General features: G+C 37.8%; 9 protein-coding genes. 1 reads left to right on the top strand and 8 read right to left on the bottom strand.

The window, feature by feature from the left end; genetic code table 11:
* Positions 1–185 precede the first annotated feature (185 nt).
* Genes G521_RS0114030 through G521_RS0114010 form a run of 5 tightly spaced genes read right to left on the bottom strand, consistent with a single transcriptional unit; the run spans position 186 to position 6,680 of the window.
* Positions 186–1,730, bottom strand: a complete 1,545-nt coding sequence (locus tag G521_RS0114030) for a phosphatase PAP2 family protein (RefSeq protein WP_026899084.1) — start codon at positions 1,728–1,730, stop codon at positions 186–188.
* A gap of 5 nt (positions 1,731–1,735) precedes the next feature.
* The gene (locus tag G521_RS0114025; RefSeq protein ID WP_036679436.1) at positions 1,736–2,665 is read right to left on the bottom strand and encodes a hypothetical protein; all 930 of its coding nucleotides are present in this window, start codon (positions 2,663–2,665) and stop codon (positions 1,736–1,738) included.
* 33 nt (positions 2,666–2,698) lie between these two features.
* Complete coding sequence (locus G521_RS0114020) at positions 2,699–4,024, bottom strand: vanadium-dependent haloperoxidase (protein WP_036679433.1); 1,326 nt, start codon at positions 4,022–4,024, stop codon at positions 2,699–2,701.
* Positions 4,025–4,079: 55 nt separating this feature from the next.
* A complete protein-coding gene (locus G521_RS0114015) occupies positions 4,080–4,619 on the bottom strand; it encodes a hypothetical protein (protein ID WP_026899081.1) in 540 nt (179 codons plus the stop codon).
* 18 nt (positions 4,620–4,637) lie between these two features.
* The gene (locus G521_RS0114010) at positions 4,638–6,680 is read right to left on the bottom strand and encodes a glycoside hydrolase family 65 protein (protein ID WP_036679430.1); all 2,043 of its coding nucleotides are present in this window, start codon (positions 6,678–6,680) and stop codon (positions 4,638–4,640) included.
* A gap of 169 nt (positions 6,681–6,849) precedes the next feature.
* Between G521_RS0114010 and G521_RS0114005 the strand changes: the two genes are divergently transcribed.
* On the top strand, positions 6,850–7,797 hold the full coding sequence (locus tag G521_RS0114005) for a hypothetical protein (protein ID WP_026899079.1): 948 nt from the start codon (positions 6,850–6,852) through the stop codon (positions 7,795–7,797).
* Between the two features lie 3 nt (positions 7,798–7,800).
* Here G521_RS0114005 and G521_RS0114000 read toward each other — a convergent pair whose 3' ends face one another.
* The 3 genes from G521_RS0114000 to G521_RS0113990 form a co-directional block, all read right to left on the bottom strand.
* On the bottom strand, positions 7,801–11,145 hold the full coding sequence (locus G521_RS0114000; protein ID WP_026899078.1) for a VCBS repeat-containing protein: 3,345 nt from the start codon (positions 11,143–11,145) through the stop codon (positions 7,801–7,803).
* 61 nt (positions 11,146–11,206) lie between these two features.
* Positions 11,207–14,509 (bottom strand): VCBS repeat-containing protein, encoded by a 3,303-nt coding sequence (locus tag G521_RS0113995; protein WP_026899077.1) that lies wholly within the window; start codon positions 14,507–14,509, stop codon positions 11,207–11,209.
* A gap of 90 nt (positions 14,510–14,599) precedes the next feature.
* Complete coding sequence (locus tag G521_RS0113990) at positions 14,600–16,144, bottom strand: RagB/SusD family nutrient uptake outer membrane protein (protein WP_026899076.1); 1,545 nt, start codon at positions 16,142–16,144, stop codon at positions 14,600–14,602.
* Positions 16,145–16,146 lie beyond the last annotated feature (2 nt).

Raw genomic sequence — 16,146 nt, 5'->3', positions numbered from 1 at the left:
TAGTTTTAAATAGTATGGTTAAGATAACAGAATTATTTCATAAGCTTGAGTACTGATAACGATCAAAATCCAAAAGAAATACCACTATAGATTCAATAAGCCACTAAAAAATAACTCCAATCACAGATATGATTCCATGAACGGAGTTATTTAAAAGTTTCAAATTAAGTTCTATACTCAGTTATTTAATTCGCACCATCGATCTGTGCCCTGGCTACCGCAAAGTCACCAACTTTTTTACCGGTAACTAAGCCCTGTTCACAATCTGCACGATAATGAATGCCCCCATACATTCTCGAGTTAGAAGCTTCAAGAGCCATTGCCTCAAAATCAGTCCTGCGCTGCGGGAATAAATAGCCCAGAATTGTTGCTGCTGCACCGCTAAAAGTGGAATGACCGGAAATATATGCCGGAAAATTGGGCAAACCTGTAAGTGTTTTAATAGCCGGATTTAACTGGCAGGGACGAGGATTAAAATAATAATTCTTGGTATTCCAGCAAACAATTGCTCCGTCCATCATAGCGGCATTTAATAAAGCATAATTACGGGCCCAGCGCACTTCACTATATTGATTTTTTATAAATTCTTCAGTTGCTATAGCATTCCAATGCCCGGGCGGGGTATACGTACCGGCCCCATCAGCCCAAAAATTAATTATTCTCATGCGTTCCTTTGTAGGATTTTGAGTAAAATTTAAAACTTCATCCAGCTCTTTTCGCATTTGGTCGCTGTTGGTTGGAGGAGGCGGAACAGCTCTTAAGGAAGGAACCAATGAAGCCTCGAACAGTACAGGTTTAACATTTCCAAAAACCGGAAGCATTGGTGGTCTTTTTGGCGATTCAAGAGATAGCCATGGTGTTTCTCCTCTCGCTACACAATCATCCTCCAGTTGTTTCCAGATAGCCGGACTTCCGCCGGCAACACCCATCCCGTCTGTTTTTGCCCGCTGTATAACTTTCCGTGCAACCCATCTTCCCAGTGAATCTCCGGCAGAGATATCACTTTTCACATTAGCTCCACTCCATAAACGGTAATTTTTTTCATCCTGTGCCATTTTGGAGATAAGCTCTATATCCGCCGGGAATAATAATTTCATTAGTTCAAAAGACGCTCCTGCAATCACTGCATCCTCAGAAGGATAAGATGAGAGTTCACTTTTAGGAATACTCACCATTATACTTGCATCTGTTTTATAAGGCGCGGGCCGGTTAAATTGAGTTTTAAATTTCCAGGCCATAATTAAAGCATCATATTGAGCAATGCTTACATACGCATACGCCCGTGCCGCATAGGGCGGAGTTGAAAAAGGAAACTCCGGATAAGCGAATGGATTAGCAGCACTGGGAACCGGATACGTTCCATCCTGATTTTGATAAGGCGGTAAATTATGCTTTGCTACCAGCTCCCGCATAATTTCATTCCATCTTAAAACACTACCCACCTTCCAGTAATTAATGATACTTTTCTGTTCCTCGCTTAAATTTGAAGATAGTGTCTTTAAATCTTTTAATTCATTCTGATAGGCCTCAGAATTAACAGCTTCTGGTGAGGGTACAGGAAATTCTGCTGACGAGGCTACAATAAAAGGTTTCCAGTTGCCTGCGTCCAAATCTAATTTAGATGGCTGCAGTGCTTCATAATTAGAATTGATTTCAATTATATCTTTATTGCATGATAATATACTTAATAAGCATATACCATAAATGAGGTTAATTATAATTCTTTTCATGGTATTTATTTAGCGATAGTTTTTGATTTAAAATTGATTGTATAAAGTATGCCCGCAGAATATCCTGTAGACTGACCTACATTCCGACCTTCTAACGTATGCCATACGGATGCATTCAATCCAAGAGTATTATTTACAGGATAATATTTAGCTTCTACCCCAGCGCTGGTAGCATTCATTTTATTACTTACAAAGGGCATATCATTTTTCCGTATATCAAAACCGCCAAGGGTGGTCATATTTACTAAAGAGGCCTCTGCAATTAATTTTGAGGACCGGTAGCCGGTTCTGAACTGAAAGCTACCCACATTGGGCATCTCAACTTCATTAGAATTAATCTGACGGTTTGTATAATACGCCGGGCGGTCTATTTTAACATTGCCCCTTAATAAGTATCCGGCAGATATCGTCGAATAAAACTTATTCCTCTGAATATCAACTATCATTCTTGCACTTAACATTGTACTTCCCAGACCTACCGACATAGGCAAAAAATCAATATTATAATCATTTGAAGGGGTAGAAAAGCCACCCACTCCAAATAAGGAAATATTTTGTTTACCCAACTGCTTTTGAATGGGCCGCCATTTTACATATAGTGCCAGATCTTGAAATCCCTCTAAACCACTCAAAGTTCCCTGTGATGCTTTGGTAGATACATAGGGCAGCGAGGCAATTAAATTTACATTTTTATTGAGTCCATAATTTAATCCCAGCATAGCAGATGTAGTTGACAGGCGCCCAATATTGGCATTGTCTCTTTTAAAAGTTCCTTCGTAATAATTGGTCCAGCTGGAATATCCCACAATACCTGCAACGCATAAATTCCGTTGGGGCATCATCAAGGCATCCTGTTCTGTTTGTGATTTACTCAGCAAAGGGATATTTACTAAGATCAGTAGGATCAAAATCCTTATATTTTTAGTGTAATACATATCAATCTATTTAATATTACCAGATGCAGAATTCTATATTTTTTTTAGTTTAAGCCGGCTCAAAATAATTCCGGCAACCTGTTTACCTTGTTCTGTGCCCATTAAGCACGAATTAGTATAATGAATTCCGCCATAAACTCTTGACATTCCCGCTTCCGCTGCAGCCGCCCTGAATGATTTAAATTCTCTGTCTGCGATACCAAATTCAGCCTCTGACGTATCGCGGAAAGCAATATTATCCCCCAATCTTGCGGTTAATATTTCGGCTGTGGCCGATGAAATTACGGCGTGGCCACTGCTGTATTCCGGAAAAGGCGGAGTTTGAAGATATGTGCGCCAGTCTGAATCCAAATGCTTATTAATCACCGTTTCAGGTCGCACGTAATTGGTTGTAAATTTTGTGTGCCAGCAACTGATAAAACCATCAAACAATGCAATGGACGCTTCTGTATAAATGCTTACCGTTGTGTTAAAATCTGATTTTTGACTTTCTGTAGCAATTCCAACAATATTCATCCAATGCCCGCCGGGAGAGAATTTTTTGGTGGCATACATTACATGGCCAATCACGTTTAAACGGAAAGGGTTATCATCCCAGAAATCGGCAATATGCTTTTGCTCCTCATCCAAACTATCTCCAATTATTTTTACTTCCAACGCGTTTTTATAAAACTGACTTGTTGTATCCTTCATATTGTAAACCGGTGGCGCCGGCGGGATAATTTGAGCAGCAGAATCTAATACCATCGGACGAATTTCTTTCCAATGAGGTTCAAGTGCCTGTGAATACATTGGCGGAGTTGGAATCCAGCGACCATCTTCTGTTTTTACGGTAAATTTGCTGGCAGAACGGGTTTGTAAATAATTATCTCCCTTACTCCAATTCATTATATGTTTGGAAACCGTATCGGCATATTCAACCGACTGCTTAAAAACATCAGAAGGCATTCCGGCATTTTTTACCCTTTCTTTTAAATCCTCAACATATAAATCCATACTTCCTTCTGGAAAAGTAACGGCGTTGCCAACCGTACAAAAAGCCAGAAGCGAAGCGAAATGAAAATCAATTTCAGGTAAAACCGGTTTAGGAACGGGCGTTAAATGTTTAATCTGTCCGGCCAGAGAATGAAATTTTTGAGGATTTCCGGCTGCAATCACTTCATACGCTGCAATATTTGCGTAAGCATAATTTCGTGAAGCAATTACAGGTGGAAAATTATTCTCTAAAACGATATCGTTCAGTTTTTTAACAGTTACACGATACAGGGCAGGATCTGAGGTAAATGATTTATAATCGGATTTAGAACAGGCCGTAAATAAAATACACAAGCCTGCAATCCATAATAGAAAGCGATGCATACAAATAAATTAAGTTATAGATAAGAAATAAGGGGCTGAAACAGCCAGATAAGGATCAGCTTAAGTGATCGGGCGGCATTTCTATCGAAGATTTGTATGTGGAGGTTTTCAGAACTCTGCTGAAAAGAGAATGATCAAAAAGGATGATAGGATAATCTGGAAAAGACAGTTTTACAGATTTCTCAAAAAAATCATCTTTACTTTGCTTTAAAACCTGTTTGGATTTATCAGTATTCAGATCATTTACCTTTTTAAAATAATCGTCACTATTTTTTTGAATGAGGGATTTCTCCTGATGGTTTACACATAACAATATCAATGTATCTCGAAGTACCTTCCGTTTAACGTATTTATAGGTTGTATTTTTATACGTCATCTCCCCTTCTATAGACTCAAAATCTTTCCAGTCCGTATGGTAGGGTAATCTGATAGGAATTTTGATTGTAAATAGGCTCCTATCCGTTTCATGCATCGTTTCAATTTTACTTTGCATCCGGGAATCAGCTACGGCAATCTGATAGTAGAAAAAAAGCTTATAGCCTATTATATTAAACAGGAAAAATCCTAATAACAATATAGAAACTCCTTTTTTCAAGTTTTTTGGATGATATTTTTATTTAACAATATACGTTTTTTTCTCAAGTCCTGCTCCGGTAATTTTTAGTGATTTCCAGGCTTTCGGCAATGTGCCTTTTTTCTGAACAATTCCCTGGGGAGTAATATCCAGACCACCAAATCCCATTAGTAAACTCTGTATTATTCCGCCGGCACCGGTGGCAAAGTAAGGGTTGGTTCCGCCTTTGGTTTCTGCAATTACTCTGAAAGGCGGATTTAGATTGGGTTCATAGGAATCCTTAAAAAAATGATGCGCCTTTTCTCCATCACCCAACCGAGCATAAAGAAGCGTAAAAATTGCCTGTGTCATGGCTGGAGTTCCTTCATCCGGAACCCGTGTTTCATAATATTCCAAATCTTTTCTGATCTGATCCGGATCTGTAATTACTCCCAAAGGATAGGGCAGTAAATTAACATCGGCCTGTTTAATTCCTTCTCCTTTGTAAGTTGCATGTTCCTGGGTTACTCCGTTAGCCATTTTTAAAATGGGAATATTTTGTGCTACATGCACCCAGTCGCTGTCAGCGGGTAATCCTAAAATCTTTGCAGCAGCTGCTGCATTCTGCAGATTTACTTTAGCAGAGGCATTTGTGAAAGCATTATTATCCACATTCTCTGCCCACTCATCGGCAGCCACCACATTTTTTATGTCGTAATGCCCGGGACCATTACGCTCTACTCTACTGGCCCAAAAATCGGCGGTAGCTGATAAAATTGGCCAGCCTTTTTCCCGAAGCCATTCTTTATCCTGTGTTACGCTATAATAATTCCAGGCTGCCAAACCCACACAGGCCGTTATGTGGTGTTCAAAAGGACCACTTAATGCCCATACGGGCGTTTCCTCAACTCCAGAATCAGCACTTTCCCAGGGAAACATTGCACCTTTAAATCCATGTGCAAATGCATTTCGCTTAGCCGCATCCAGTCGGCGGTAACGGTATTCAATCAGTGAATGAGCTATTTCAGGCTGCAGCACCAGCAATGCCGGAAACATCCATACTTCGGTATCCCAGAAAACATGACCGTTATAACCCAATCCTGAAAGTCCCATCGGAGAAGGTGATAAATCAGTACCCGCACGTGAGAAAGAATATAAATGGTACAGCATGCTATGAACATCCTGCTGTGCCTGCGCATCGCCTTCTATTTGAATATCACTTTTCCAGAGTTCGTCCCAAGCCTGATTGTGGAATTTCAATAATCGGTCACGGCCTTCCAGTTTGGCAAAAATGGTTAAACGCTCCGCTTCATTTAAGGGATCATCGTGATGAGCAGAAGTAATAGAGGAACCGGCAATTGCAAATTGATAGGCTTGCCCCGCTTTAACAGCTTTTGTAAATTTCATTAAATGCAGGTTATTATCCCACATTTCGTGAATAACACGGGGTTCCTTTCCATGGCCCTCATTAAACAGAAATGTATTGGATGCGCAAAGCTGCAATTTGCCGGTGGGGCTTTTTGCTGTTGAAGTTAATAGTGCAAGGGTTACATGCGGACGATCGATTTCGTTATAATAATTTTGAACTTCTTTTAATGCATCCGGAGCTTCCATCACGCTGGAAGGTGAAATATTGATATCCTTTTTTGCAGTTACTGTAATATCCATTAAAACTGTATAAGGCAGTTGACGCAAAGAGTAATACGTATATTTAATGCTTGCCTTATCGGCATAATCAAAAGTGGTGGTAAATGAAGCGTGCTTCATATCCAGTTCCTGTCTAAAATTAGTTACCGATTTAGCATCCAGCCTTTTGCCATCAATATCAAAATTCATGTTCAGAAGGTTAAAGCTATTCAGAAAATTGCTCACCCGACCTCTTCCATACAGATCATAAGCTCCGGCAAGAACTACATTTTTAACTTTAAAAGGTTCAGGAGAAGAAATAATCCCGATCATACCATTTGCTACAGTTATTCCATAATAATCTGATGGATTTATTTTATCAGCCTTTATTTTCCAGGCATCCGGTTTGGACTGGCCAAAAAGATTAGCAGAAATTAGAATAAATATAGATGCGAGCAGCTTTTTAAATAAACACATAAAATGGTATTTAATTTAAAAATATAAAAATCTGCCTGATATTCAACCGAAAATAATATTTACCCAATAGTTATTTTTAAAATCTAAATCTGATAATTAATTTGAGATTCTAATTGCATGGACATTTAATGATTATAAGAATGTTTATGTTTATCGGTATTATTAAATGATGAGAAAATTACTTTTAGCTTTCGGAATACTAACAGCGCTTTTTTTATCCGGCGTTTATCTATTTATTCCTGATACAATTTATGTTCAACAGAATATCATTGTCAAAGCGAGTGATTTCAATTCTTTAAAGTATTTAAGTTCTGCAAAGGGCTGGCAAAAATGGTGGCCGGAAAAAGGCTCTGCAAAATCTGGCAGAAATAATATGGCGGAATATTGTTTTGATTCTGTATGCTACAACCTTATTAAAACAACAAATAGCGGAGCTCAGATCCTGCTGAAAACTAAAAATATACATAGTAAGGCTAATCTGAATTATATAGGCACGAGTACAGACAGCATGAATATAAGTTTGGTAACTGATTTTCCGGCCGGCCGGTTTCCTCTGGAACGAATTAGCAATTATCAAAAAGGAACCCTGATCAGCAAAAATTTCAAGGTCATATTAGAGCAAATAAAAACTTTTTTTGATCATGAAAATCGGGTGTATGGTATTACTATAAAGCAAGAAAGGGTTAAGCATATGATTTTGCTGACGATGGTAAAAATAAGCCCTGTATATCCGGATGTTAACTTTGTTTATCAAATGGTTACTGATCTCCGGAAAATTCTTGAATCCGGCAATGTACCGGCAACTGCTTCACCCATGCTCAGTGTTCACAAACCCTATAAAAAAGACTTTGAAATCACGGTGGCGATTCCTACAAGCAAAGAAATCCCTTCTACAAATAATGCATCTATAACAAAAATGGTGGAAGGAAAATTACTTGTAACAGAGGTAAAAGGCGGACCGCAAACCATTAAGAATGCATTTAATTCTTTTCAGCAATACGTAAAAGATAACAGACTAATTTCACCCGCTATGCCTTACGAAATGATGATTACGGATAGAAAGGCCATAAAAGATACCAGCAAATGGATTACTCAGATTTATTATCCGGTTTTATAAAATCTATTTGAGGGAAGCAATTACTTTGGGTTTCACGCTTCTATCTGATACCATAAATACTTTTCCGTCATAGGTCATCATTAACCAGTTAAATTTACTGTTGTTTTTAAACGGCTTAATAAATTCAATTTCTTCAAAATTTATTGAAGGATTAACCCAGTATTGTGGACTTAAAAACTGATTTTTGGCTTTATTTAACTCTAATGTGGCTATGCCTAAAGCATCATATTTTCCCTCGTAAGGAATTACCCCAGAAAAATTACCACTAATTACAACCTTATTTTGAGATTTATTTCCGTCCGGTAAAATATGGCGTATAGGTGCCTGCTGATATAAATATGGGAGATTAACCGCCTTTTCTGCGTGCATCAAATCACTAATAAATATACTGTTAAAGTTATCAGCCCTTAGTTTTACTATATTATCAAGCCTGCCTTTAAAAATTTCTTCCGTGGTTTTATCAGCCATTTTCTGGTAACTAAGCCATTCTTTTTTAAGATACGGAAGCTCCTGCTCGAGGTCATTTTTAGGTCTGAAAGGATAATATTTCTCCTTGTAACTGTACGAAAGAATCAAATCATTCTTACCCGATTGATCCAAATCACTATTGTAAGCTATTAAAGGTGTGGCTTCAGTGACATTATATTTATTGTTTAAGCCCCAGTTACCGGCAATAAGATCAGGCTTACCATCTGAGTTTAGATCGGTAACCATTACATTCTGCCACCAGCCCTGCATTTTATCCAATAGTGGCGAAGACCATTTTTCAAATTTTCCGGCTTTATTCAGAAAAACTTGCAACGGTTTCCATTCTGCGGCCATGATCAGGTCTTCTCTCCCATCGCCATTTACATCTGCAACAATAATATTCCGGATATACGGAACAGTTAAAAGATCAGCGTATTGTTTCTGAGATGCAGGTCTGAAGTTTCCTTTACCGGAGTTTAAAAACAATGCAGAAGGCAAATCTTCTGTATAATTTCTGTAAGATATTGCACCGCTTAAAAATATATCTCTTAAACCATCACCATTAAAATCCAACAGGCATATTTTTGAGGTCTGAGTTTCTAATTTCGGCAAAGATTTATATTCAAATTTTAAATTTCCCTGATTGATATATACTCTGGCAGGCTGAATTTTATCCCGGTCTGAAAAAGGATGATTGGCGCTTTGGACCACCAGATCCATATCCCCATCATTATCCAGATCGGCCCACTGAGCCTCTGAATCGGAATAGTCTAAAAAGCGGGCAAATGCCGGAATTTGTACTTTCTTAAATTTTCCGTCAGGCGAACTGATCATCAGATACTTTTCCTGTCCTGAAATTCCTCCAACATACACATCATCCTGACCATCAGCGTTTAAATCACTTATTGCCAAAGGCGGCGTCTTTGGAAGATAAGCATGCGGAATTAAGGAATTGTAGTTAAAATCGGGGGTTTCATTTGTAGAAACCGTTGTTAAAAGACTTGCCTCCACCCTTTTACTATCAAATTGCTTATGCTCTTTGATAAAAGAATCGATTAGATTAGACACGTCTGCTGAACGATTAATTTTCTGGCTGTCATAAGTTATAACCTCAGCTTTGCCTGAATTAAATTTGTTGATTCTTTGCCATGAATTATCAGGCCAGATTACTAACAGCTCTTGGGGCTTTTCTCCTGTAGAAAAAGTAAAATTAAGATTAAGGTCATGGCTGCTCTGAAAGGCATTGCTGGTTTGTACTTCCTGATGATCAACCCCGCGGTTAGTTTTCAAAAATAACTTAGTCCCAATTCCATCAGGGTTATTTTTAGAGTATTTAACTTTCAACTTTAAAAATTCAGGCTTTGTTCCCTGATCTTTTAGGATAGTAAGATTTTGATAAATAAAAGCAGGTTCATCTATATTATTTGTGATAATTTCCAGATCGCCATCATTATCCAGATCAACCATTATTGCTCCCGAAGACGAAGAAGGCTTAATCATATCATTATTTACAGATATATCTCTGAATTTGAGAAGACTGTCTCCCTTATACAGGAAATTATGGACTTTCCCGTCCGGCATCCTGTTAATATTATCACGATCAAAAACTCGGTTGGTTTTATATTCCTTTACCACATTAGGATCTCCCAAATATTTAAGATAATCCAGATCATTTAGCCTTTTTTTAATTCCATTGGAGAAAAACAGATCTTTTTTGCCATCCATATCAAAATCATGGGCCAGAGGAGACCATGTCCAGTCTGTTGCGGAAATACCCGAATACAGAGCCAAATCAACAAATTTCTCGCCTTTTCCCACATTAAGTTGTAGCGAATTTTTGGAGTACTGATAATAAAACCCACTTTTCACTTCCAGATTATACACATCCAGAGGCTCGTCATTAATAGTTGATTTAAGCACCTTCATATCTTCAGGCAGCATATCAGTAGAAATTACGTCCAAATGCCCGTCCTTATTCATATCGCTAATGGTATTTCCCATCGAAAATAAGCTGGTATGGCCGAATGCATCTTTTAATTTTTCCTTAAAAGTCCCGTTTTGCTGATTGATGTAATAGTAATCCTGTTCAAAAAAATCATTGCTGATATAAATATCATCCCAGCCATCATTATTCAGATCTGCAATGCTAATACCTAAGCCATAGCCAATGGGTGCGGCATAAATTCCAGAGCCCTGAGTAACATCCTTAAAAGAGTTATTGTCATTTCTGAAGAGATGATCGCCGGCATCATGACTGTATTTAAATCGCTGAGTAGAATCACCATATGTATCGTTACTATGCACCGAATGTGTCAGAATAAACAAATCCAGGTCGTCATCTTTATCATAATCAAAAAAAGAAGCCTGGGTTGAAAGTCCGGCGAAATCTATACCGTATTTTGCAGCACTTTCTGTAAAAGTAAGGTTGCCATTATTTATATAAAGCTGATTTTTGCCTTTAAAATTTCTGTATCCGGAAACTACAGACAGATAAATATCTTTAAAACCATCTCCGTTAATATCGACTATAGTCACACCGGTTTTCCAGTCGCCCGTACCCCTAACCCCCGACTTCTCCGTAATATCTTCAAACTGCAGATTTCCTTTATTCAGATATAATTTGTTGCTCTCCTGGTTTGATATAAAATAAAGGTCTTCCAGCCCGTCATTATTAAAATCTGCTGAGGCCAGGCCCGCACCATTGTAGAAATACAGATAATCCAGAATATTTAAAGAATCACTTTCCGTAATCGTATTAATGAAATTTACGTTGCTTTTTGAAGGATCAAGCAATGAAAATGTCTGTTTATCTACGTTTTTTTCTTTGCAGGAAAAGAGAAACAAAGCGGAAATAAGGAGTGTAAAGGATCTGAAATTCATCTACAAATAGATTTGAGCTGCGAAGTTTGAATGTATAAGTGGTTCATGTTATATCAGAAATTCAGTTTAAGCGGTAACTTAGCAGACTATCGTTATTCCTTCCGAACAAATAATATTTTTCTCCGGATTTATTTTTTATCACTATTGAAGACCTTACCTGGCCATTGATCTTTAATCCGCTTTCGGCCGATTGAACAAAAATGAACTTGTTATTTTTAAATGTAAAAACATCTCCGTATCCGGCATCTAATCTGCCAACCTCTGGCTTAAACCCATAAAAGTTTCCGGTAAGGATAATTTCGGTATTGCCATCTCGGTTTAAGTCATCCACCAAAATACTGTTTACAGATGTAAACTGAGCTCTTGCCGGAAAAGGACTAACCGCATAATTCCCTTTTCCTTTATTGAAAAAAACTGCAGATTGTAAAAAATTAATTTCATGAGACTCCGCTCCTTTAAGCAATTCTGGAGTAAACACCTCGTCAAACGTTTTACCGGCATAATCTTCATATCGTAAAAATCTCTTTTTAAGGGAAGGAAGTTGGCCAACCAGATCAGGTTTGAGATGAAATACGTATGATTTATGATCTGATTTATATATTGAAGTGATGCATTCCTTCGTTCCATTATTGTCAAAATCTTTAACAAATATGCGTAAGGGCTCTTTTTCTGTTGCTTTAAACTTAGAGTTAGTCCCCAGATTGCCTGCAAGGATGTCTAATTTTCCATCCTTGTTGATATCAGAAATTTGTAGACTGCTCCACCATCCTTTAAATTTTAACAAAGAATTATCAGGACTAAACTTTCCTTTGGTATTCATAAAAATCCGTATTCCCATCCAGTTACCTGCTATAACCAGATCCTCTGAACCATTTCCATCCAGATCTGCCCATTTAGCATCTGTTACCATTCCTAAATTATTCTGATTTTTACCAAAAACCAGGGATGAAACATCTTTAAAATTTCCGCTGCCATCGTTTTCGAGCACATAAGATTTAGGAGCGCTTCCATAAACCCCGGGGGTGCTGCGGCCTCCAATAAGAAGATCATCATCTCCATCATCATCAAAATCAGATTTTATGATTACTGATGCATTGATTGAAAATTTAATGGATTTTTCAGAATTCCACTTTAATTTTCCTCTCCCGTCATTCTCATAGAACCTGGGATATAAAACTTTGGAGTCTGCTTCTTCCTGATTCCCACCGTATGTGCACATAAGATCTTCATCGCCATCTTTATCAAAATCTCCGAAAACAGCACCGGCATTTTCCAGGTAAATATGCTTTTTGAAATCATCCGGAATGTATTTCAAAAATCGTCCGCCGGATTGTTGAACATAGATGGCTGCCTCAGAATCCTGGGAATTACTAAAATAGAAATCTTCCAAACCATCGGCATTTAAATCTCCTTTAGCCATATATGGATTTTCCGTTGATAACATTTGCAGCATTAACCGCTCATTGTCAAAATCTATAAAATCATTTTCAATGTGCCTTGGTATGCTATCAAATAATTCGGAAGTATTCTGGCTTAAGAACGGTTTTCGATTATTGCTTTTAAAGGCATATTGCTGGTTATCAATTTCATAACTGTATTTATACACCGAATCAGCTTTGAGATTTTTAATTGTTTTATACTTTCCATCCGGCCAGATTATCTGTACAGAATCAATCGTTTTTTCTTTTCCAAGCCCAACAGTGATCAAATTTGGAGAAATACTGCTCTGAAAACCTCTGGCTGGCTGATGGTAATAAATTAGAGAATTTCCTGCTGTAAATACTTTAACAGTACTTCCCACAGCATAGGTATTTAATCTATCGCCCTGCAGCTTAAACTGAATAGAATGGTTGTTTAATTTTTCAGCGTTATTCTTGTAAACAAATAACGGCATATTCACATTATTGATCACCAAATCATCATCTCCATCATTATCCAGATCCCCGTAAGCGGCACCGTTGCTAAATGAAGGCTGGTCTAAACCAAGCTCAGAAGATTTACTGCCAAATGTTAAATTTTTATTATTGATAAATGCATAATTAGGAATAGGAGTCGAGGTCATTTTATCAGTAAAATCCTTGTGATCGAATTTTTTACCTGCAGCTATTTTCTCCATATTTTCCTTATTAGCAAGGAACTCTATGTAGTCCTGATTGGTTAAATCTTTATAAATTCCGTTGGAAACGAATATATCTTTCCATCCATCATTATTCATATCAAAAAACAAAGCGCCCCAGCTCCAGTCAGTAGCCGCTACCCCCGAATAAAAACCGATTTCTGAAAAAGTGCTGTCGCCATTATTGAGCTGGAGACAATTTTGCATGTATTGATTATAAAAACCGTCGCGTTGTTTGAGCCGGCCAACATCATAGGATTCAAACGAAGTCATTGATTTAAGTCGCTGATCTCCTTCGGGAAGCATTTCTGTTGTAAAAATATCAAATAAGCCGTCATTGTTAATATCTGCAATATCAGACCCCATAGAAGCAAGGCTTAAATGTCCTGTCATAGACTGAATATTCTCTTTAAAAGTTCCGTTTTTCTGATTGATATATAGATAATCACGTTCAAAAAAATCATTGGAAACGTAAATATCCGGATAACCATCCTGGTTTATATCAACAACCGAAACACCAAGGCCAAACCCAATATCACTTGAGTAAATATTAGCCAGTTTATTTACCTCTTTGTAATATCCATTGTTATTTTGATATAATCGGTCACCACCAAGTTCGTCCACTACATTCCGGATATCTTTTGAAAAATCAAAACTCCCGATAGGCCTGAAGGAATTATTTAGAACATAACAATCCAGATCGCCATCCAAATCATAATCAAAAAATACAGCGTGGGTAGATAGCCCCCTATCAGCTAATCCATACTTTTTTCCTTCTTCTTTAAATTTCCCGTCTTGCTGATTTATAAAAAGTTCATTCTCAGTCTCGTTTCCCTGAGCATTCCCACTATTACAAACATAGATATCAAGCCATCCATCCGCATTTATATCTACCATGGTAACTCCTGTACTCCAATATTTGCTGCCTTTTACACCTGCCTTTGCGCTAACATTGTCAAACTGCCAATTCCCTTTATTTAATAAAAGCTGGTTCCCTTCCTGATTGGATGTTAGAAATATATCATTTAAACCATCATTATTAACATCTCCTATGGCAACTCCGCCCCCATTGTAATAATTTCGGAAAGAAAATATATTGGTACCTGTTCGATCGCTCAGCTGATTGCTAAATTCAATTCCTATAGATTTATTATCCTGAAGAGTAAATAATTGATCCTTATTAGTACGGGTGCAGGAGCCTGATAATATTAGTAGGATTAAGCTTAAAAAATAAAAGTTTCTGTACATCTGCTATTAAAAATGGCCTAAAACAAATGTAGCGAGATAAATCCCGCTACATTTTAAATATAAATATTATAAACTTAAATAAATCAGAAATTAATATCCAGGATTTTGTTTCAAGTTAGGATTTGTATCAACTGCACGCTGTGGAATTGGATACAAAGTCCGTGTTTTATCAGAGGCATTTGGACGCTGATCAACCGGATTATTAAATGTTCCGAAACGTATCTGATCATTTCTTCTCCAGCCTTCATAATATAACTCACGACCTCTTTCAGCAAGTAAAGTGGCTTCGTCAACTGAAGTTAATGCAGTAGCTCCACGCGGCGTACGAATAGCATTTACAATTGCAAGCGCTGTCTGACCGTTTGGATCTGTTCCGCCTCTTAAAATTGCCTCTGCTTTCATAAGCATAACATCTGCATATCTCAGGAAAATATAATCATTACCTGCTTGGTCATCATTAACTTTATTATCTGCGGTTGGCTTTGGAAAGTATTTGATAACCCTGATACCCTGGGCTTCTGTAGAGAAATTAATATTCACATTTTCAGTAAATACTAATGGTTGTCCGCCTCTTTGTTTCAAAGCTACATTACCCGGACCAAATTGCTGACCAATTAAAAAACCAGTCTTTAATCCAATTTTATCAGTTAATCCAGGATAATCTCCCCCTCTACGCTCATCACCTGCTTCGAATGATTTATAAAAATCAGCTAAAGTGGTAAATCCATTCCATCCGTCAGGCGTTTGATTATAGTGCAGTCCCATTCTCCAACGATTTCTTGTAGTACCTGGTGCTTGAACATCTGTATTCTCAATACCAAAAATTATTTCTTTTGATAAGGTTGCGTTATCCCATGAAAAATTATCAAAATATTTTCCTGAACTGGCTAATTGAAAGCTTCCTGCGGCAGTAATTTTATTAGCATACTCAATCACCTTATCCATATCTGCTTTAGCAAATGTAAAAGGTCCGCCTACTGTAGCAGCATTATACACTGCTCTATTCAGATAAACTTTTGCTAAAAGCGCCTGAGCTGCTGCTTTACTCGCCTTTCCGAGAGTAGCTGTTCCTAAGTTGGCTTCAGCAAACTCTAAATCTTTAATTATAAAGTCGGTAGCTTCTGTACGGGTCTTAACCTCAGGATTTTCATCTGGAGCGCTTTTAGGATCTCTGTATGGTTGCTGACCAAAAAGATCAGTTACCTGAAACATAAACCAGGCTCTTAAAAAACTTGCCTGAGCTTTTATAGAAACATCTGTAGCCCCATCAACAACTTGTGTTGCCCGGTAAACTCCTGTATTTAACTGATCCCAGGTATCATTAATTTGATTATGCGAAGGATCCCAGGTATGCTGATGTAACTTGCGCCAGGTACCAAAATCACCCCAGTCAGTTCCACGGGTTGGTCCCATCATTTCATCAGTGGAATGTTCCTGTAAAGCATATGTGTTCGCCTGATCTGTTTGACCATTCAATTGGTCATAAACGCCCTGTAAACTTGCTGCTGTAGCAGCACCACCTTCATCAATAGATCTTGACCCAAAGGTTTCTTCATCCAGCTTCGTGCAACTAGCGGCAGACAGGACTAAAGCTATACCGGCCAAAGCAGAAATTTTTGTGATTATCTTTTTCATTT

The sequence above is a fragment of the Daejeonella oryzae DSM 19973 genome (genome assembly GCF_000422945.1).
In the GTDB taxonomy this organism is placed as follows: Bacteria; Bacteroidota; Bacteroidia; order Sphingobacteriales; family Sphingobacteriaceae; genus Daejeonella; species Daejeonella oryzae.
The sequence above is the reverse complement of the archived record's forward strand: the minus strand, read 5'-3'. Positions and strand labels throughout refer to the sequence as shown.